The following is an 18,965-nucleotide window of genomic DNA, read 5'->3' on the forward strand; positions in this document are numbered from 1 at the left end:
CGCATGATGGACGGCCGCCGCTGGTCCGACGGCCTGCACCAGGCTGTGGAGGCCAAGGAAGGCGTGAATATCGAGCCTGAGAACCAGACGCTCGCCTCCATAACCTTCCAGAACTATTTCCGCATGTATCCTAAGCTGTCGGGCATGACCGGCACGGCCTCCACCGAGGCGCACGAATTCTACCAGATCTACAAGATGAACGTGGTCACCATCCCGACCCACGTTCCCGTCCAGCGCAAGGACGATGTGGACGAATTCTACAAGAATATGGGCGACAAGTTCGCGGCCATCACCCGCGCCGTCCGCGATGCGCAGGAGCGTGGCCAGCCGGTGCTGGTCGGCACCGTGTCGATCGAGAAGTCCGAACTCCTGTCCGAATATTTCACGCGCGAAGGGATCGCCCACAGCGTGCTGAACGCGCGCTATCACGAGCAGGAGGCCACGATCGTCGCTCAGGCCGGACGCCTGAACGCGGTCACGATCGCCACCAACATGGCGGGCCGCGGCACGGACATCCAGCTGGGCGGCAATCTGGAACTGCGTCTTGCCGCCGAGCATCCCGAACTCCAGCCGGGTACGCCGGAACATGACGCGGCCGCGGCGCGCATCCGGGCCGAAATCACGGCGGAGAAGGAGCAGGTGCTGGCCAGCGGCGGCCTGTTCGTGCTCGGCACCGAACGGCATGAAAGCCGCCGGATCGACAATCAGCTGCGCGGCCGTTCGGGCCGCCAGGGCGATCCGGGGCTCAGCCGCTTCTACCTCAGCCTGGATGACGACCTGCTGCGCATCTTCGGCCCGCAGACCATGTTCTCCAAGATGGTCAATTCCAACCTGGAGGAAGGCGAGGCGATCGTCAGCCCCTGGATTGCGAAGGCCATCCAGACCGCGCAGCGCAAGGTGGAGGCGCGCAATTACGACATCCGCAAGCAGGTGGTCGAATATGACGACGTCATGAACGACCAGCGCAAGGTGGTGTACGAACAGCGCTCCGACATCATGGACGCGGCCAGCGTGGACGATGTGGTGGCCGACATGCGCTCGGAAACGGTGAATGCGATCATCGCCGATGCCTGCCCGCCGGGTTCCTATCCCGAGCAGTGGGACGTGGAGGGGCTGAAGGCCCGCGCGACCGACATCCTCGGCACGGAACCCCCCGTGGCAGACTGGCTGAGGGAGGAGATGGTCGAGCCCGAACTGCTGGGCGAGCGCCTTTCCGCCATGATCGACGCCAACACGACCGAACGGGTTGCGGAGATCGGCGAGGAAAGCTGGGCCGGGATCGAGAAGAATGTCCTGCTCCAGACCCTGGACCATCACTGGAAGGAGCATCTGGCGACCTTGGATGCGCTGCGTCAGGTCATCCACCTGCGTGCTTATGCGCAGAAGACGCCGATCAACGAATATAAGCAGGAGGCGTTCGCTTTGTTCGAGCGTATGCTGGGTGCGATCCGCGAGGATGTGACCCGCACGCTCGGCAACATCCGCTTCAACTTCCCGGCGCAGCCCGAAATGCCGAGCATGCCGGACATCTTCACCACCACCCACATCGATCCGCTGACCGGCCGCGACGACACGTTCGACCGCGATGCGTCGTCCCTCGGCCTGGTGACGACGCGCTTGCCACCGTTACAGATGCCGCAACCCGATCTGCCGATGCCGGAAGGAGCGACGGGGGACGACTGGGAAAGCCGCATCAGCCGCAATGCGCCGTGCCCCTGCGGATCGGGCCGTAAGTACAAGCACTGCCACGGCCAGCTGTAACGGGCAGATCGGCCGGGAGCGGTGACTGTGCCGCTCCTGATGGCGGGCGGTTGACGGCTCCGCTGACGTCGAAGCCTGTCCGTGCTCCCGCAAAGGCGGGAGCCCAGGAGTTCCGAGCGGCGCCCTTGCGGCCGCTGCGCTCGCGGCCTCCGCGGGAGCACGGCTTAAGCCAGGCTGGTCGATCGCTATAGCCTAGTCAGGCGAGCATAATGGCTCACACCACGCGGTTGACCTACGCCACCATCACCAGATGGCATCGCCACTGCTCGGCTGGCTATTCCTGCGCCAGCCGTCTCCGCCTTGTGTCATCCTGAAAGCACGGAAGCCGCCGCTGCTCTGCAGACGGGGCGGCCTGAACTCGCTTCCTTGGTCAGGTGCGCTTGAACGGCTTCAGCGCGTACCAGACGTACCCGACTGTTGCCGCCAGGATGGCGATGGCCAAAGCGTGGAACAGGTAATCCGGTGCACCATTCTCGCCATGCTTGACAGCTTCGTTGCCGACATAATTGGCGAGCGCGCAGCCCACGGAGGCGGCAAGATATTGCCATATCGAATCCTGCGGCTCGCCCGCGCCGGACGAACGCTGCAAGAACAGCACGATCAGGCCGGCAAAAATTGCAACCGTCACCCAGTCGTACACTGTTTCCACGCGCTTATTCCTCCCTGTTGCGGGCGCGTGCTTGCCATACAAGCGGGCGTTCATCAATCGCCCAACAGGTTCTGCGTTGCCTTCGCCACCTGCTTCGGCAACCTTTGTCGGAATAGGGGGGGCAGCATATGGCCGGAACGACGACAGGAATGGCTGCGGAAGAGGCCATGCGTGACCAGGGGCTGACGCGCGGCGTCGGGTTGTGGAGCTTCACCGGCAGCATCGTCAACGGCGTGGTCGGCGCGGGCATCTTCGGACTGCCGGCGGCGATGGCGGCGGCGGCGGGCGGCCTCGCGCCCCTCGCCTACCTCGCCGTGGCGGTGGTGATGGGCGCGGTCGTGATCTGCTTCGCCGAAGCCGGTAGCCGGGTGCCCACCAGCGGCGGCGCGTATGGCACGGTGGAAGCCGCGTTCGGCAAGGGCGCGGGCTTTCTCACCGGCATGTATATGTGGCTGGCAAGCGTACTGGCCTGCGGTGGCATCGCCGCGGCCTTGTGCGATGCGCTCGCGATCCTGGTCCCGGCACTGTCCGGCATCAGTCCAAGGCTGGCGATCCTGGCCGTGATCTTCGTCCTGATCCCGTGGGTCAACGTGCGCAGCACCGGGCTGGCGGCGGCGGTGATCGCGTGGGGCACGCTGATCAAGCTGGTGCCTCTGGCCGTGTTCGTGCTGGTGGGCGGTGCCGTCCTGCTCGCGGGTCACGATGCTCCGGTCGCGACCGAAGCGGGGCAAGGCGGCCACTTCGCTGAAGCGATGATCCTGGCCCTGTTCGCTTTTTGCGGAATGGAGACGCCGCTCGGTGCCAGCGGAGAAGTGTCCGATCCGGTGCGCACAGTGCCGCGCGCGACCATCCTGGCGATGCTGTTCGTGCTGGTCCTGTATGTGGCGATCCAGATGGTGGCGCAGGGGCTGCTTGGGCCCGCACTCGGCGGTTCGGCGGAACCGTTGGCGGACGGGATGCGGCGGATCAGCCCGGCGCTCGGCCTCGTCCTGCTGGCGGGCGGTATCCTGTCGCGCTTCGTCTGGATCGGCAGCGACATTCTGGGCGCGCCGCGCGTGCTGTTTGCCTTCGCCCGCGATGGAATGCTGCCGGCCGCCCTGGGGCGCACGCATCCGCGCTTTGCGACGCCGCATGTCGCGATCTGGGTCCATTCGCTGATCGCGGTCGTGCTGGCAGCGACCGGCACCTTCACCCGGCTCGCTATCCTATCCACCCTGGCGACCGCGGGCTTGTATTTCCTGGCCTGTGCCGCCGCGCTCGCGCTCCGGCGGCGCGACGTGGCCATCCTCGGCCAGCCCCTGACGTTCCGTGTCCTGCCGGTCGCCGCAGCGTTGGGCATGGTGAGCATGGTGGTGCTGATCGCCATCGCCAAGTGGGCGGAGATTGCCGGCTTCGTGGCCGTGACGATCAGCAGCCTGGCGCTGTACGCGGTCATGCGGCCCCGGCGCTGACGGGCGGCACGGCCCCCGCCGTCAGCCTTGCCGCATCGGGACTAGCCGACGATCTTGGCCAGCCCCTTGGACAATTGCAGCGCGCCGTTCAACTGAGCCGCCGCGTCGGGCCAGTTGCGTTGGATCACCAGCTTGCTGTCCGGCCGCAGCTTGGCCGTGCCCTTCAGCCGATCGACATAGGCCAACAATCCCGGCAGATCGGGGAAATTATCCTCGAAGAAGGTGACCAGCGCGCCCTTCGGCCCAACGTCCAGCTTGGCGACGCAGGCTTTCTTGGCGTTCAGCTTGGTCTCGATCACCTTCAGCAGGTTGGCCGTGGGTTCGGGCAGGGGGCCGAACCGGTCGATCAGTTCGGCCGCGAACCCTTCGATCTGCTGCTTGTCCTCCAGCTCGTTCATGCGGCGGTAGAGGCCCATGCGCAGATCGAGATCGGGGACATATTCGTCCGGGATCATGATCGGCGCGTCGACCGAGATTTGCGGCGAGAATTCGCGATTGCGCGCGGCCTCCGCCAGGCCGCCCGCCTTGGCCTCGATGATCGCATCCTCCAGCATCGACTGGTAAAGTTCGAAGCCCACTTCCTTGATGTGGCCCGATTGCTCGTCGCCCAGCAGGTTGCCCGCGCCGCGGATGTCGAGATCGTGGCTTGCCAGCTGGAAGCCCGCACCAAGCGTGTCGAGGTTCTGCAGAATGTGCAGCCTTTTTTCCGCCGTCTCGGTGATCAGCCGGTTGGGCGGGGTGGTGAGATAGGCATAGGCGCGCGTCTTGGACCGGCCGACGCGTCCCCGGATCTGGTACAATTGCGCCAACCCGAAGCGGTCCGCGCGATGCACGATCATCGTATTGGCGGAGGGGATGTCGAGCCCGCTTTCGATGATGGTGGTGGACACCAGCACCTCGAACTTCTTGTCGTAGAAGGCGCTCATCCGCTCTTCCACCTCGCTCGCAGCCATTTGTCCGTGGGCGACCACGTAGCGGACCTCCGGCACTTCCTTGCGCAGGAACTCCTCGATGTCAGGCAAATCGGCGACGCGCGGCGCCACGAAGAAGCTCTGCCCGCCGCGATAATGTTCGCGCAACAGGGCCTCACGGATGACGACCGGGTCCCACGGCGCCACATAGGTGCGTACCGCCAGACGATCGACCGGCGGCGTCTGGATCACCGACAATTCGCGCAGGCCCGACATCGCCATCTGCAGCGTGCGCGGGATCGGCGTGGCGGTCAGCGTCAGGACGTGCACGTCCGCCTTCAGGCTCTTCAGCCGTTCCTTGTGGGTGACGCCGAAACGCTGTTCCTCGTCGACGATGACCAGCCCCAGCCGCTTGAAGTCGATCCCCTTGGCGAGGATGGCGTGAGTGCCCACCACGATGTCGATCGTGCCGGCGGCCATGCCTTCCTTGGTGCGCTTGACCTCGGCGGTGGTGACCAGGCGGGACAGGCGGCCGACTTCCAGCGGGAAACCCCGCATCCGTTCCACGAAGTTGGTATAATGTTGACGGGCGAGCAGGGTAGTGGGGCAGACCACCGCCACCTGCATTCCCGCCATCGCCGCGACGAACGCCGCGCGCAACGCCACCTCGGTCTTGCCGAATCCGACATCACCCACGACCAGCCGGTCCATCGGCCTTCCGGCGGAGAGGTCGCCCAGCGCATCGTCGATCGCGCGATCCTGGTCGTCCGTCTCCTGGTACGGGAAGCGATCGGCGAAGGCGGCGTAGGCCGTATCGCTCTGCGCCACCTCGGCCGCGCGCAGAGCACGCTGCGCGGCGGTGGCGATCAGCTCACCCGCAATCTCGCGGATGCGCTCCTTCATGGTGGCCTTGCGCCGCTGCCACGCCTCGCCGCCGAGACGATCGAGGCTCGCCCCTTCCTCGCTGCCATAGCGGGTCAGGACTTCCAGATTCTCCACCGGCACGTAGAGTTTGTCGCCGCCGGCATATTCCACCGCGACGCAATCATGCGCCACCTTGCTGACCGGCACCTGGGTCAGCCCGCCATATTTGCCGATGCCGTGGTCGCGATGGACCACCAGGTCACCAGGCGAGAGCGTCGCCAGTTCGTTGAGGAACGCGTCGGTCGACTTGCGCCGCCGCTGCCGCCGCACCAGCCGGTCGCCCAGCATGTCCTGCTCGGTCAACAACGCCACGTCAGGCGTGGTGAAGCCATGGTCGAGCGGCAGCACCGTCAGCGCGGTGGTGCCCGGCCGGAATGCGTTGCCCAGCGCATCCTGCCAGTCGTCGGCCAGCATCGCGCCATCCAGCCCATGGTCGTTGAGCAGCCCCGCCAGCCGCTCGCGCGCGCCCGCCGAATAGCTCGCCAGCACGACCTTGCGCTTCGTCCGGCCGAGTTCGCGGACATGCGCCACCACCGCCTCGTAGACGTTGGCGTTCTGCGTGCGTTCGGGCGTGAAATCGCGCGGGCCGTCCACGCCGAAGTCGATCACACGATCGCTCTCGGGCTCGTGGAATGGTGTGGTCAGGTGGATCGGGCGATCACGCACCGCTTCCTGCCATTCCCGCTCGGTCAGGTAGAGCGCGCTCGGCTCCAGCGGGCGGTAGCTGCCGGGATCCTTGGTCTGGGCGCGCTTGCGATTCTCGTAATAATCGGTGGTGGATTCGAAGCGCGATGCCGCCGCGCCGTCCGCGCCCGAATCGCGAACGATCAGATCATCGTCGGAGAGATGGTCGAACAGGGTCGCCAGCCGCTCTTCCAGCAAGGGCAGCCAATGCTCCATCCCGGCCAGGCGACGCCCCTCGGACAGCGCCTGATACAGCGGGTCGCCGGTGGCGGTGGCGCCGAACTTCTCGCGATAGCGGCTGCGGAATCGCTTGATGCCGTCCGCATCCAGCAGCGCCTCGGACGCGGGCAGCAGGGTGAAGCCGGCCATCGTGGCGGTGGTGCGCTGATCCTCCGGGTTGAACTGACGGACGGTCTCGATCTCGTCCCCGAAGAAGTCGAGCCGCAGCGCCAGGCTCTCGCCGGCGGGAAACAGGTCCACCAGCCCGCCGCGCACCGCATATTCGCCCGCCTCGTGGACGGTGTCGGACCGCATATAGCCGTTGGCGTGCAGCAGCTCCGCCAGCGCATCGCGGTCGATCCGCTCGCCCGGTGCCAGCGTGGCGGACAGCTGGCGGACGCGGAACGGGGTCAAGGTACGCTGGGTGGCGGCGTTGACGGTGGTGATCAGCAGCTGCGGCGTGTCGCGCTTGCGCTGGAGCGCGTGCAATGCGGCCAGCCGTTCGGAGGTGGAGCGCAGGGATGGCGAGGCGCGATCATAGGCCAGCACGTCCCAGGCGGGGAAGGTGATCACCTCCAGCTCGGGCGCGAAGTAGCGGGCATTGTCCGCCAGCGCGCGCATCGCGGTTTCGTCGGGCGCGATGAATACCGCGCGGCCCTTCGCCGCACGCGCCAAATCCGCCATCAGCCATGGCAGGAAGCCCGCGGGCGCACCCGCCAGTGTCAGTTGCTCGCCCGTGTTCAGAATGCGTTGAAGGTCAGCCATTCACTCGATCATCGTCGCCCTGCGGAGGCAGGGACCTGTCGCGTTCACCGCAGCCACGCCGCCGACGCCAGCGGAGACTGACACCGGCGATATGGCCCCTGCCTCCGCAAGGGCGCGGACACCGTCACTTCTCGATCGGCACGTAATCCAGCACGCACAGGCGATCCATCATCGGGCCTGCCCAACGATCCGGCACCGGGATGGTGCCGATCGCCCAGCCCATGATGTCGACATCCTGTTCTTCCAGAAACGCTTCGAACCAGTCGATCTGCCCGTCGTCCCATTCGGGCGAGAAACGGTCGAAGAAGCCGCCCACCATCAGGTCGGCCTCCTTGGTGCCACGATGCCACGCGCGGAAGCGGAGGCGCTTGAGGCGGATGTCGCGGTCCATGTTTCTCCAACGGCAAATGATCGGCCACCGCTTGGCGGCGCCGGGATCGAGGGGCTAAGGCTGGTCTCATCTAGCCATGCGACCCGACATTCTCAATCCGCTGTTCGCCGAGGTTCAGGCGCTGAAAGGCGTCGGCCCGCAACTTGCCAAGCCGCTGGCCCGGCTGGGCCTGGACAAGGCGGTCGACCTGCTGTTCCATCTTCCCACCGGTTGGATCGACCGCAAGGCGGTGACCGCGCTGGACGAGGCCGACGTCGGCCGTGTCGTGACCGTGACGGTGACACCGACAGAATATCGCATGTCAGGTAGCGCACGGGCACCCGGGCGCGTCATCGCCCGCGATGCGGCCGGCAACATGGTGGCGTTGGTCTTCTTCGGCGGCAGTTCCGGTTGGGCGAAGAAGCAATTGCCGCTGAACGAGCCCAAGGCGGTGTCGGGCAAGCTCGACCGCTACGACCAGTGGCTCCAGATCGTGCATCCCGACGTGATGACTGCGGAGGAGGCGCAGGCACTGCCGCCGCGCGAGTCAGTCTACGCCTTGTCGGAAGGGCTGACCGGCAAGCGGCTCGGCGCGCTGGTGGCCCAGGCGCTGGAGCGCGCGCCCGCCTTGCCGGAATGGATCGAGCCGAGCCTGCTCGCCAAACGTCAATGGCCAAGCTGGCGCGAGGCGCTCGGGCGTGTCCACGCCGACCCGGCCGACGCCAAGGCGCGCGAGCGGCTGGCCTATGACGAATTGTTCGCCAACCAGCTGGCGCTGATGCTGGTCCGCCAGTCGTCGCGCAGCCGGCGGGGCGTGCCGCTGCACGGCGACGGGCGGCTCCGCGCCGCGCTGAAATTGCCCTACAGCCCGACCGGCGCCCAATCGCGCGCCATCGCAGAGATCGAAGGCGACATGGCGCAGTCCGCCCCGATGCTGCGGCTGCTGCAGGGCGATGTCGGCGCGGGCAAGACCCTGGTGGCGCTGATGGCGCTGCTGGTCGCGGTGGAGGCGGGATCGCAGGGCGCGTTGCTGGCCCCAACCGAGATATTGGCCCGCCAGCATTTCGAGAACCTCTCACGACTGCTGGCGGGGGTGCCGATCAACCTCGCCATCCTCACCGGCCGCGACAAGGGAAGGGGGCGCGAGGCGACCCTGATGGGGTTGGCCGACGGATCGATCGACATCCTGATCGGCACGCATGCCATCTTTCAGGAGACGGTCGCCTATAAGCGGCTCGGATTGGCGGTGGTGGACGAGCAGCACCGCTTCGGCGTGGCGCAACGCATGCTGCTGACCCAGAAGGCCGAGCAGCCGCCGCATGTGCTGGCGATGACCGCCACGCCGATCCCGCGCACCCTGACGCTCAGCCATTATGGCGAGATGGATTCGTCGCGGCTGGACGAATTGCCGCCCGGCCGCCAGCCGATCGAGACGCGCGTCATCTCCGACGATCGCCTGGTGGAGGTGGTGGAGGGCGTGGCCCGCCACCTCGCCAGCGGCAACCAGGCCTATTGGGTCTGCCCCCTGGTCGAGGAAAGCGAGACCAGCGACCTTGCCGCCGCGGAGGAGCGGGCGGCGGCGCTGAAGGCGCGGCTGGGCGATGCGGTCGGGCTGGTTCATGGCCGGATGAAGGGGCCGGAGAAGGATGCGGTCATGGCCGCCTTCCAGCGCGGCGACCTGAAGCTGCTGGTCGCGACGACGGTGATCGAGGTCGGCGTCGATGTTCCAAACGCGACCCTGATGGTGATCGAACATGCCGATCGCTTCGGCCTGGCCCAGCTACACCAGTTGCGCGGCAGGGTCGGGCGGGGCGAGGGGCGATCGATCTGCCTGCTGCTGCGCACCGCCGGCCAGCTTGGCGAAACCGCGCGCGCCCGCTTGGCACTCTTGCGCGACACCAATGACGGTTTCCGTATTGCGGAAGAGGATCTGCGGCTGCGCGGCGCCGGCGAGATATTGGGCACCCGCCAGTCGGGCGAGGCCGCGTTCAAGCTGGCCACGCCCGAGCATACCGGCGCGCTGATCGACACGGCGACGCAGGATGCCCGCTTGCTGGTGGACCGGGACGGCGGTCTGTCCGGCCAACGCGGCGCGGCCGCCCGCACCGCCCTCTATCTGTTCCAACGCGACGCGGCGGTGTCTCTGATCCGATCTGGGTGAGGCTGCGGTTCTACTGTTCGGATCAGGGCAGCAGGTCGGCCGGCACGGTCGGTTCGGATATGACCCGCTCCATCGCTTTCCACCGCATCGCGGCAGTGGGGCCTGCACGTTCGACATGAGCCCGCACCATGTCCTGGCCCAAGCCATAGTTGATCACGTAGCTGCGATATTTCTCCGTGAAGCTGAGCGACTGCGCCGCCCGCTCCGGGCTGACCAACTGGTATCGCTGGAGCAACGCGAGTGCCTCGGTGCGGTCGATCCTGCCGTCGAGATAGTCGGCGGCGATCGTCATCCGCGCGCCGGCCAGTGCCTTCAGCGCGTCCAGCAAGCGGTCATAGCGGGCCGCCTCCGCCGGGTTCAGGGCGGCCAGCGGGTAGAGCGTCCTAGCCTCGAACCGCGCCTTTTCGGGCCCAGGAAAAGCCAGCTCGATCCCGTAATTGGCCGAACCTTCCGCGATCAGCGATTGCGGGCTGAACAGCGGGTAGACGGTGAACTCGATCCAGCCGCGCCCTTTCGCCAATTTCTGCTCCAGCAGCATGTTGAGCGCGTGGTGTCCGGGATAGCCTTCATGGCAGCCGAGATCGACCGCGCGGTCGATCCGCACCGGCAGGTCCGTGTTGACCTGGATCAGGCTGGTGGCATTGCCCTTGTACCAATTGTAGCCGCTCCACGGCTGCTTGGTCACGAATTGCAGTTCAAACCGCTCGTCTTTGGGCAGGGCGATGTGGGCCAAGGTGCGGGCGCGGCAGCCGGCGATCGCCGCGCGCATCACGGGGTCGAGCCTGTCGGCGGCGACGACGAAGCGGTTCTGATAGGCATCGACCCGCTGCCACAGCGGACCCGGTCCGGGCACCAGCGCCTCGGCCCGCGCCAGCACGGGATCATAGGCCGACAGCGGCTTCAAGGTCGGGCGCACGCTGAACAGGCCCTGCGCCTCGTCCGCGAACGGCAGGCGCGTGCCCGTCATCATCGTAAGGCGGGTGCGGGCTGCCGTGACCTGCCCGATCAGAAAGGTCCGCCGCCGCCGTGAGTCCGCATCCAGGCTAGCGAGGTCGATCGCGGTCAGCGCGGCCGCAAGTGCCTCTGCCTCATGGCTGAGCGCCGCCACGTCGCGCGGGTGCGCCTTGGCCGCCTCCGCCAGTGCCGCCGGCCCGTAATAGGCATCCACATAGCCCGGCTCGCGCTCGCCCGCCTCCAGCGACAGCGTGACGTAGCGCAGCGCGAGATCGTCGAGCGGTGCCGCGACGGAAGGGCTGGCCGACGCGAAGGCAGCGGCAGTGAGCAGAAGGAAGCGGCGCATGACCCCGTTTAGGCCCGGATCGCCGCGCCTACCAGAGGACGCCGCCCACCGGGGGCAGGGGGTCGGGTGACGGATCGCCGATATTCTCCAGGAGGTCGATCTCGATCGTTCGGCACATTGCCGCCAGCGGCAGGTCGTGCACCGTGTTGGCGAACGGATCGACCAGATCGTCCCCGATGCGCAGCGCCGCCACAAACATGATGCCCGCCAGCGTGGACCCGACCGGCGTCGCCCAGCCGAGCGTTTCCACCAGGCCGATCGGCAGCAGAATGCAGAGCAGGCGCGTGAACAGCTCCGGAAGAAAACGATACTGGTTCGGAAGCGGCGTGTTCTTCAGCCGCTCCATCCCGCCCTGCGCATCGGTGATGGCCGACAGGACGCGCTCGAACTCCGCCTGCTGGATGGTGTCTATCCAGCCCGCCTCCTGCGCATCCGCGATACGGCGCGCGCTGCCGTCCAGCAGCCCGTTGGGGCTGTTGGACCGCGACAGGCTAGGCGCCGCCTCGCCCGAGGAGAGGAAGCGGTGGACGTCATGGTCGGGCTTGTGCCCGCGCAGCCGGCAGCGAAGCGCATGGGCATAGGCGATCTGGCGCAGCACCAGCGTCCGGCGCAGGTCGCGCTTCTCCGCCTCGTCCCCGCGCAGCAATGCGGTGCACAGGCGGGCCAGGCTGCGCGAATTGTTGATCAGCGATCCCCACAGGATGCGGCCCTCCCACCATCTTTGGTATGCGGAATTGCTGCGAAACCCCAGGAAAAGCGCCAGGGCCGACCCGAACAGGGTCAGCGGCAGCCCCGGCGCGCGGAACGGCAGGACGTACCAGATGATCGTGACGATCACATCCCACACGAACAGGATGCTCATCGGGCGCCAGATCTCCGTCGCGATCTGGCGGACATTGGGGACGACGTGCAGGATCATCGGCTGAGCAGCCCGTGCTTCTTCTTGCCGAGGCTGATCTTCACCGGATCGTCCTGATCCAGCACGATCTCATAACTGGCGTCGCGGATCGGAAGGTCGTTCAACCGCACCGCCCCTTCGTCGATCTTGCGCTTGGCCTCGCCGTTGGAGCTGACGAAGCCGAGCACGGTCAGGGCCGTGACAAGGCCGATCGTACCCTCGCTCACCCGCACGCGCGGCAGGCCCTCGCCGGCGCCGCCCTGCGCGAACGTCTGTTCGGCGGTGGTCTGCGCGTCCAGGGCGGCCGGTGCGCCGCGACACATGCGCGTCGCTTCGGTCGCCAGCACGATCTTGGCCTGGTTGATCTCGGCCCCTTGCAGCGCCTCCAGCCGGCGGATCTCGTCCAGCGGCAGGTCGGTGAACAGGCGCAGGAAACGGCCCACGTCCTGATCGTGGGTGTTCCGCCAGAATTGCCAGTAATCGTAATGCGGCAACTGGTCCTCGTGCAGCCACACCGCGCCCGCCATCGTCTTGCCCATCTTGCCGCCATCGGCGGTGGTGATGAGCGGGGTGGTCACGCCATAGACCTCCGTCCCGTCCATCCGGCGGGCCAGTTCGATCCCGTTGACGATGTTGCCCCACTGGTCCGACCCACCCATTTGCAGCCGGCAGGCGGCCCGGCGCGACAGCTCCAGGAAGTCATAGGCCTGGAGGATCATGTAGTTGAATTCCAGGAAGCTCAGCGATTGCTCCCTATCCAGGCGCAGCTTCACGCTGTCGAAGCTCAGCATCCGGTTGACGGAGAAATGCTGGCCCACGTCGCGCAGGAACGGGATATATTCCAGCTGATCGAGCCATTCGGCATTGTCGACCATGATCGCGTCGCTCAGCCCGTCGCCGAAAGTCAGGAAGCGTTCAAAGATGCGGCGGATCGCGGCAACGTTTGCTTTGATTCCATCCTCGCCCAAGAGCTTGCGCGCTTCGTCCTTGAAGCTGGGGTCGCCGATCTTGCCGGTGCCGCCGCCCATAACGACGATCGGCTTGTGCCCGCTCTGTTGCAGGCGGCGGAGCAGCATGATCTGCACCAGCGACCCGACGTGGAGGGACGGCGCGGTCGGATCGAAGCCGATATAGCCCGGCACCACCTGCTTCACCGCCAGCGCGTCCAGCGCGGGGGCGTCGGTTACCTGATGGATGTAGCCCCGCTCGTCGAGCAGGCGGAGGAGGTCGGACTGATAGCTGGCCATGTCGGCGGTGCGCCTAGCATGCGATCCGCCGCCCGTCATCCGCGACGCGCCCGCCCGGTCGGGCTTGTGACCCGACGGGTGGGGGCGCATAGCGGCGCCATGTCGCTGGATCTTGATCGCCGGGCATTGCTGCATGCCATGATGCTCGCCGGCCTGTCCGCCGGCATTCCGGCGCTTGCCAGGGCGCAGGGCGGGGCGGGCGAGCCGACGCTGCGCTGGGTCGTGACGACGCGCGACCAGCCGTGGAAGGATGTGGAGGGCGCCATTCTGCGCCAGGCCCAGCCGGGCGAGACCGGCGACGTCACGCTGGACGCGGGAAAGCAGCACCAGATCATGGCCGGCTTCGGCGGCTGCTTCAACGAAATGGGCTGGGATGCGCTGCTGCTGTTGTCGGATGACGGGCGCGAGGAGGTGATGGCCGAGCTGTTCGGTCCGGACGGGGCGCGCTTCACGCTCTGCCGGATGCCGATCGGCGCCAACGATTTCGCGCGCGGATGGTATTCGTATGACGAAACGCCCGACGATCTGGCGTTGCGCACCTTCTCGGTCGCGCGGGACGATACCGGGCTGGTTCCCTTCATCCGCGCCGCGCGCAAGCACCAGCCGGACCTGAAACTCTGGGCCTCGCCGTGGAGCCCGCCCAGTTGGATGAAGCGCAACGGCCATTATGCGATGGCGCACAGCCAGCCCGGCATGCCCGACAACGGCCTGCCGCAGGGCGCGGAGGGCCGGGAAGGGGCGGACTGGTTCATCCAGGAGCCCGAATATCTTGACGCTTATGCCCGCTATTTCGGCAAGTTCGTGGACGCCTACAAGGCGCGTGGCATTCCCATTGGGATGGTCATGCCGCAGAACGAGTTCAACTCGGCCCAGCCTTTCCCCTCCTGCTGCTGGACACCGCGGGGTCTCGCCCGCTTCCTGCCCTATCTCGGCAAGGAGATGGCGGCGCGCGATGTAGACATATTCTTCGGCACGCTGGAGCGGCCCGACCCGCGCCTGCTTGAGGAGGTGCTGGCCGACCCGCAGGCCGGGCCCGCCATCAATGGGGTGGGCGTGCAATGGGCGGGCAAGGGGGCGGTGGACGCGATCCATCGGGCCCATCCCACGCTGCCTATCTACCAGAGCGAGCAGGAGTGCGGCGACGGCCGCAACGACTGGCGCTATGCCCGCTACAGCTGGTCGCTGATGAAGCAGTATCTCCGCAACGGCACGACCGGTTACCAATATTGGAACCTGGCGCTGGAAACGGGAGGAGCGAGCCATTGGGGCTGGCGGCAGAACTCACTGCTGACGGTGGATGCCGCCACCCACAGCGCCACCTGGAACCCGGATTATTGGGTAATGAAACATCTCAGCCACTTCGTCAGTCCCGGCATGGCGCGTATCGAGGCGACCAGCATCACCGGATATGACGACGTGCTGGCCTTTGCGGGTGACGGGCGGGCGGTGGCGATCGCCAACAATCCCCTGGCCGAACCCATGCCGCTGAAGCTGATGCTGGGGCGCCAGATGGTGGAGCTGACCTTGCCGCCGGACTCGTTCAACTCGGTGGAGGTGGCGGCCTGATGCTGGCGGTGGGGTTGATGTCGGGCACGTCGCTCGACGGGATCGATGCGGCTCTGATCGACAGCGATGGCGCGGATCGGGTCCGGGCGGTGGCCTTCCATGGCCTGGACTATGACGACAGGACGCGATCGCGCCTGGCCGAGGCTGCACGCGTGGCGCTCGGCATGGAGCGACCGGGACCGGCGCCCGCGATCGACGACGCCGCACGATTGCTGACCGACCTTCATGCAGACGTGGTCCATGCCCTGCTGGCCAAGGCCGGGGTGGCGGCGGGCGACGTGGCGGTATGCGGGTTCCACGGACAGACCGTGGCGCACCGGCCCGATCGGGGATGGACATGGCAGATCGGCGACGGCCAGCGGCTGGCCGACGCCATCGGGATCGACGTGGTGGCGGACTTCCGCAGTGCCGACGTGGCGGCCGGCGGGCAGGGCGCGCCCCTGCTTCCCGTCTACCACCAGGCGCTGACCGCCGCCCTCCCCAAGCCGGCGGCGGTGCTGAACCTGGGCGGGGTCGGCAATCTCACCTGGATCGGCGCGGATGGCGCCCTGATCGCATTCGACACCGGACCGGCCAACGGCCTGATCGACGACTGGATGGGATTGGTCAGCGGCGCGCGCTTCGATGCGGGCGGCACGCTCGCGGGGCAAGGGCAGGTGGCGCTGGACGTGCTCGACACCATGCTCGACAATCCCTGGTTCGATGCGCCTCCGCCCAAGTCGCTCGACCGGGCGGACTTCACAATCGCGCCTGCCCGTGGCCTGTCGCCGGCGGACGGCGCGGCGACGCTCACCCGCTTCACGGCTGATACGGTGGCGCTGGCGCTCGGCCTGGTGGGGCGACCGCAACGGCTGATCGTCGCCGGCGGCGGGCGGCATAATCCGACGCTGATGCGGATGATCGGGGATACCTGCGGTCTGACGCCGGAGCCGATCGAGACATTGGGCTGGAACGGCGACGCCACGGAGGCGGAGGGCTTCGCCTACATGGCGCTGCGGACGCTGGACGGCCGGGCGATCAGCTTCCCCGGCACCACCGGCGTGGCGGAAGCGATGACCGGCGGCACCCTTTACCGCGCCGCCAAGGACACTGCTCGCCGTTAGGATCCGTTCGGATCAGGCTGCGGCAACGCCCTTGCCGCCGCAGCAGCATAAGCGAGGTTCGACGTCGACCGGATTGGCTTGCATCCGTCGACTCCGGTCGCTGTCGTGCGCGATCAGCCCTGACCGCGCGCGGCGGCCCGCGCCTCCAGCACGTCCCACAGGCCGCGATGCTGCACGAGCAGCTGGCGCGCGCCGAAGCTCAGGGTGCGATCCAGCCGGGGTTGCGGCGTCAGGCTCGCCAGAATCTCGATCGTCTCGCTTTCGTCGGGGAACAGCATGTCGGGCGCCTCGATCCCGATCCGTGCCGCCGCCGTATCCAGCACCGCGCGAATGGCCTCCCAGTCGAACATCAGGGCCACGGTGGCGCCCAGCGCGCAGCCGAACCGATCGGAGGAGGCGATCACCTCCATCGCATGGCGCTGATCCATAATCGCGGCGGCGGTTTCCGCCTCGCCCGGCGTGCTGGGCGCCGGGCCCGCGGAGACGATCAGTTGCGCCAGGAATTGCCGCTCGGCGGCAAAGGCGATGGCGGTCTGCTTGAACCAACGCTCCGCCTCCGGCAGCACGTTGCGCTCGGCGGCGGTCTCGATCAGGCCGGGCTGGGGTCCGTGCAGCATCGCCAGCAGGTGGAGCACGTCGGCCAGGTTGCGGTTGGCCAGCGGATCGGCATTCAGTTCGTAGCTGTGCGTATAGGGGTGGCTTGCGCTACCCTCGGCGGCGGCCAGTGCAACCAGCAACTCCCCGAACTCGATGGGGGCTGTTTGCAATATGGCGACGGACATCTACGCTGCTCCCGAAAATGCCGTGGCGACACAGCTTTCTACTGAGCCAAAGGGCATATCGGGAACGCGTAAAGATCCGGTTACTTTTACGGTTACGCTAGCCCGGCCGCGATGAACCAGCCGGGCTGGATGCCTTACTGATCGAGGAAGCTGCGCATCTTGCGGCTGCGCGACGGGTGCTTCAGCTTGCGCAGTGCCTTGGCCTCGATCTGGCGGATGCGCTCGCGCGTCACGCTGAACTGCTGGCCCACTTCCTCCAGCGTATGGTCGGTGTTCATGCCGATGCCGAAGCGCATGCGCAGCACGCGCTCCTCACGCGGGGTGAGGCTGGCAAGGACGCGGGTGACCGTTTCCTTGAGGTTCGCCTGGATCGCGGCATCTACCGGGATGACCGCATTCTTGTCCTCGATGAAGTCGCCCAGGTGGCTGTCTTCCTCGTCGCCGATCGGCGTTTCGAGGCTGATCGGCTCCTTGGCGATCTTCATCACCTTGCGCACCTTCTCCAACGGCATGGAGAGGCGTTCGGCCAATTCCTCCGGCGTCGGCTCGCGGCCGGTTTCGTGCAGGAACTGGCGACTGGTGCGGACCAGCTTGTTGATCGTCTCGATCATATGGACCGGGATGCGGATGGTGCGCGCCTGGTCCGCGATCGAGCGGGTGATCGCCTGCCGGATCCACCACGTCGCATAGGTCGAGAATTTGTAGCCGCGACGATATTCAAACTTATCGACTGCCTTCATCAGGCCGATATTGCCTTCTTGGATCAGGTCCAGGAACTGCAGGCCGCGATTGGTGTACTTCTTGGCGATCGAGATGACGAGGCGCAGGTTGGCCTCCACCATCTCCTTCTTGGCGATGCGCGCCTCGCGTTCGCCCTTTTGCACCATGTTGACGATGCGCCGGAATTCGGTCAGCGCCATGCCGGTCGCCTGAGCGATCTCGCTCACCTCGGCACGAATGCGCTCGGCCGGGCGGGCTTCCTCCGTCGCGAATGCGGTCCACTTGCGGTCGATCCCGGCGACGGACTGAACCCAGCCCTCCTCGGTTTCATGGCCGACATAGCGATCCAGAAAGTCCTTGCGCGGCACCTTGTGGCGCTCGGCCAAGCGCAGGATCTGCCCGCCCAGCGCGGTCAGGCGGCGGTTGTAGGAATAAAGCTGGTCGACCAGATGCTCGATCTTGGCGCCGTGGAACTTCACGCTTTCCACTTCCGCGGTCAGCTGCTCGCGCAGGTCCTGATACTTGGTTTCTTCCGCAGCCGGGAAGTTGTTGCCCAGGCCCTGCGCCGCGACCCGCTTCGCCTGCAGCTTGGAAAATGCCTGGTAGAGGTCGGTGATGGTGGCGAACTTCTCCAAAGCCTGCGGCTTCAGCTGTTCTTCCATCTGCGCTAGGCTGAGGGTGTTATCCTCTTCCTCGTCGTCCGACGGACGGGGCGCGCGCCGCTCCACCATGGAATCCTCGTCATCCTCGGACGGGGTTTCCTCCGGCTCTTCCTCTTCCTTGAAGGACGGACCGGTCGACTTCTCGCTGATCTCGTCGCCCTCGTCCTCGGCGCCTTCCACCTGCTCGGCGGTCGGGCCCTTGGACACCATGGCGTCGAGATCCAGGATCTCGCGCAGCTGCATCGTGCCTTCGTTCAGCTGGGTCGACCAGTCGATGATGGCGTTGAACGTGATCGGGCTTTCGCACAGCCCCTGGATCATCGTGTCGCGACCCGCCTCGATCCGCTTGGCGATGGCGATCTCGCCCTCGCGCGACAGCAATTCCACCGCACCCATTTCGCGCAGGTACATGCGGACGGGATCGTCGGTGCGATCCACGGTTTCCTTCTTGGGCGTGGCGGTGAAGGTGGCGACCGCCTCGTCGCTGCCGTCCAGCCCCTCGTCGGAGGATTCCTCCTCCTGCGGCGGGCTGTCGCCATCCTCGCCGGCTTCCTCGTTTTCGACGACGTTGACGCCCATCTCGTTGAGGGCGGACATGACGTCCTCGATCTGCTCGGACGACATCTGATCCTGCGGCAGCGCCTCGTTCAGTTCGTCATAGGTGATGTAGCCGCGCTTCTTCGCGCGCGCGATCAGCTTCTTGAGCGATGCCTCGTTGAGGTCGAGCAGTGGTGCATCGCCGCCATCGACCTTTTCGCCAGCATCCGCCGTCATGCCGTTCTTCGCCATGCT

Annotated in this window: 13 protein-coding genes; 5 read left to right on the top strand and 8 right to left on the bottom strand. The window is 66.7% G+C overall.

Going from position 1 to position 18,965, the window contains the following annotated elements:
• A partial coding sequence (locus Q0D93_RS04180; RefSeq protein WP_294391696.1) for an SEC-C metal-binding domain-containing protein occupies positions 1-1,761 on the top strand: 1,761 nt, incomplete at its 5' end.
• Positions 1,762-2,131: 370 nt separating this feature from the next.
• On the opposite strand, the gene Q0D93_RS04185 is transcribed toward Q0D93_RS04180, so the two are convergent.
• On the bottom strand, positions 2,132-2,410 hold the full coding sequence (locus Q0D93_RS04185; RefSeq protein ID WP_294391697.1) for an XrtV sorting system accessory protein: 279 nt from the start codon (positions 2,408-2,410) through the stop codon (positions 2,132-2,134).
• Between the two features lie 167 nt (positions 2,411-2,577).
• On the opposite strand from Q0D93_RS04185, the gene Q0D93_RS04190 reads away from it, so the two are divergent.
• Entirely contained in the window at positions 2,578-3,861 is a 1,284-nt protein-coding gene (locus Q0D93_RS04190; protein ID WP_294391698.1) for an amino acid permease, read from the top strand.
• Positions 3,862-3,902: 41 nt separating this feature from the next.
• On the opposite strand, the gene mfd is transcribed toward Q0D93_RS04190, so the two are convergent.
• Together mfd and Q0D93_RS04200 are read right to left on the bottom strand one after the other, a co-directional pair.
• Entirely contained in the window at positions 3,903-7,364 is a 3,462-nt protein-coding gene (gene mfd / locus Q0D93_RS04195; RefSeq protein ID WP_294391699.1) for a transcription-repair coupling factor, read from the bottom strand.
• Between the two features lie 124 nt (positions 7,365-7,488).
• Complete coding sequence (locus tag Q0D93_RS04200; protein WP_294391700.1) at positions 7,489-7,755, bottom strand: succinate dehydrogenase assembly factor 2; 267 nt, start codon at positions 7,753-7,755, stop codon at positions 7,489-7,491.
• A gap of 76 nt (positions 7,756-7,831) precedes the next feature.
• Here Q0D93_RS04200 and recG point away from each other — a divergent pair, with 76 nt between their 5' ends.
• Positions 7,832-9,895, top strand: coding sequence for an ATP-dependent DNA helicase RecG (gene recG, locus Q0D93_RS04205; RefSeq protein WP_294391701.1), 2,064 nt, complete (start codon positions 7,832-7,834; stop codon positions 9,893-9,895).
• A 22-nt stretch (positions 9,896-9,917) separates the two neighbouring features.
• On the opposite strand, the gene Q0D93_RS04210 is transcribed toward recG, so the two are convergent.
• Genes Q0D93_RS04210 through tyrS form a run of 3 tightly spaced genes read right to left on the bottom strand, consistent with a single transcriptional unit; the run spans position 9,918 to position 13,340 of the window.
• Positions 9,918-11,195: a hypothetical protein gene (locus Q0D93_RS04210; protein WP_294391702.1), complete on the bottom strand. Its 1,278-nt coding sequence runs from the start codon at positions 11,193-11,195 to the stop codon at positions 9,918-9,920.
• A gap of 28 nt (positions 11,196-11,223) precedes the next feature.
• Positions 11,224-12,114, bottom strand: a complete 891-nt coding sequence (locus Q0D93_RS04215; protein WP_294391703.1) for a bestrophin family protein — start codon at positions 12,112-12,114, stop codon at positions 11,224-11,226.
• On the bottom strand, positions 12,111-13,340 hold the full coding sequence (tyrS, locus tag Q0D93_RS04220; RefSeq protein ID WP_294391878.1) for a tyrosine--tRNA ligase: 1,230 nt from the start codon (positions 13,338-13,340) through the stop codon (positions 12,111-12,113). Before tyrS ends, Q0D93_RS04215 begins: the two co-directional genes overlap by 4 nt.
• Before the next feature lie 99 nt (positions 13,341-13,439).
• On the opposite strand from tyrS, the gene Q0D93_RS04225 reads away from it, so the two are divergent.
• Together Q0D93_RS04225 and Q0D93_RS04230 are read left to right on the top strand one after the other, a co-directional pair.
• Positions 13,440-14,906, top strand: coding sequence for a hypothetical protein (locus tag Q0D93_RS04225; RefSeq protein ID WP_294391704.1), 1,467 nt, complete (start codon positions 13,440-13,442; stop codon positions 14,904-14,906).
• Complete coding sequence (locus tag Q0D93_RS04230) at positions 14,906-16,009, top strand: anhydro-N-acetylmuramic acid kinase (protein WP_294391705.1); 1,104 nt, start codon at positions 14,906-14,908, stop codon at positions 16,007-16,009. The genes Q0D93_RS04225 and Q0D93_RS04230 overlap by 1 nt, the downstream gene beginning before the upstream one ends.
• A gap of 113 nt (positions 16,010-16,122) precedes the next feature.
• On the opposite strand, the gene Q0D93_RS04235 is transcribed toward Q0D93_RS04230, so the two are convergent.
• Together Q0D93_RS04235 and rpoD are read right to left on the bottom strand one after the other, a co-directional pair.
• On the bottom strand, positions 16,123-16,791 hold the full coding sequence (locus Q0D93_RS04235) for a hypothetical protein (RefSeq protein ID WP_294391706.1): 669 nt from the start codon (positions 16,789-16,791) through the stop codon (positions 16,123-16,125).
• Positions 16,792-16,925: 134 nt separating this feature from the next.
• Positions 16,926-18,962, bottom strand: a complete 2,037-nt coding sequence (gene rpoD, locus Q0D93_RS04240; RefSeq protein WP_294391707.1) for an RNA polymerase sigma factor RpoD — start codon at positions 18,960-18,962, stop codon at positions 16,926-16,928.
• Positions 18,963-18,965 lie beyond the last annotated feature (3 nt).

Source organism: uncultured Sphingomonas sp. (assembly GCF_934560975.1).
Lineage (GTDB): Bacteria > Pseudomonadota > Alphaproteobacteria > Sphingomonadales > Sphingomonadaceae > Sphingomonas_I.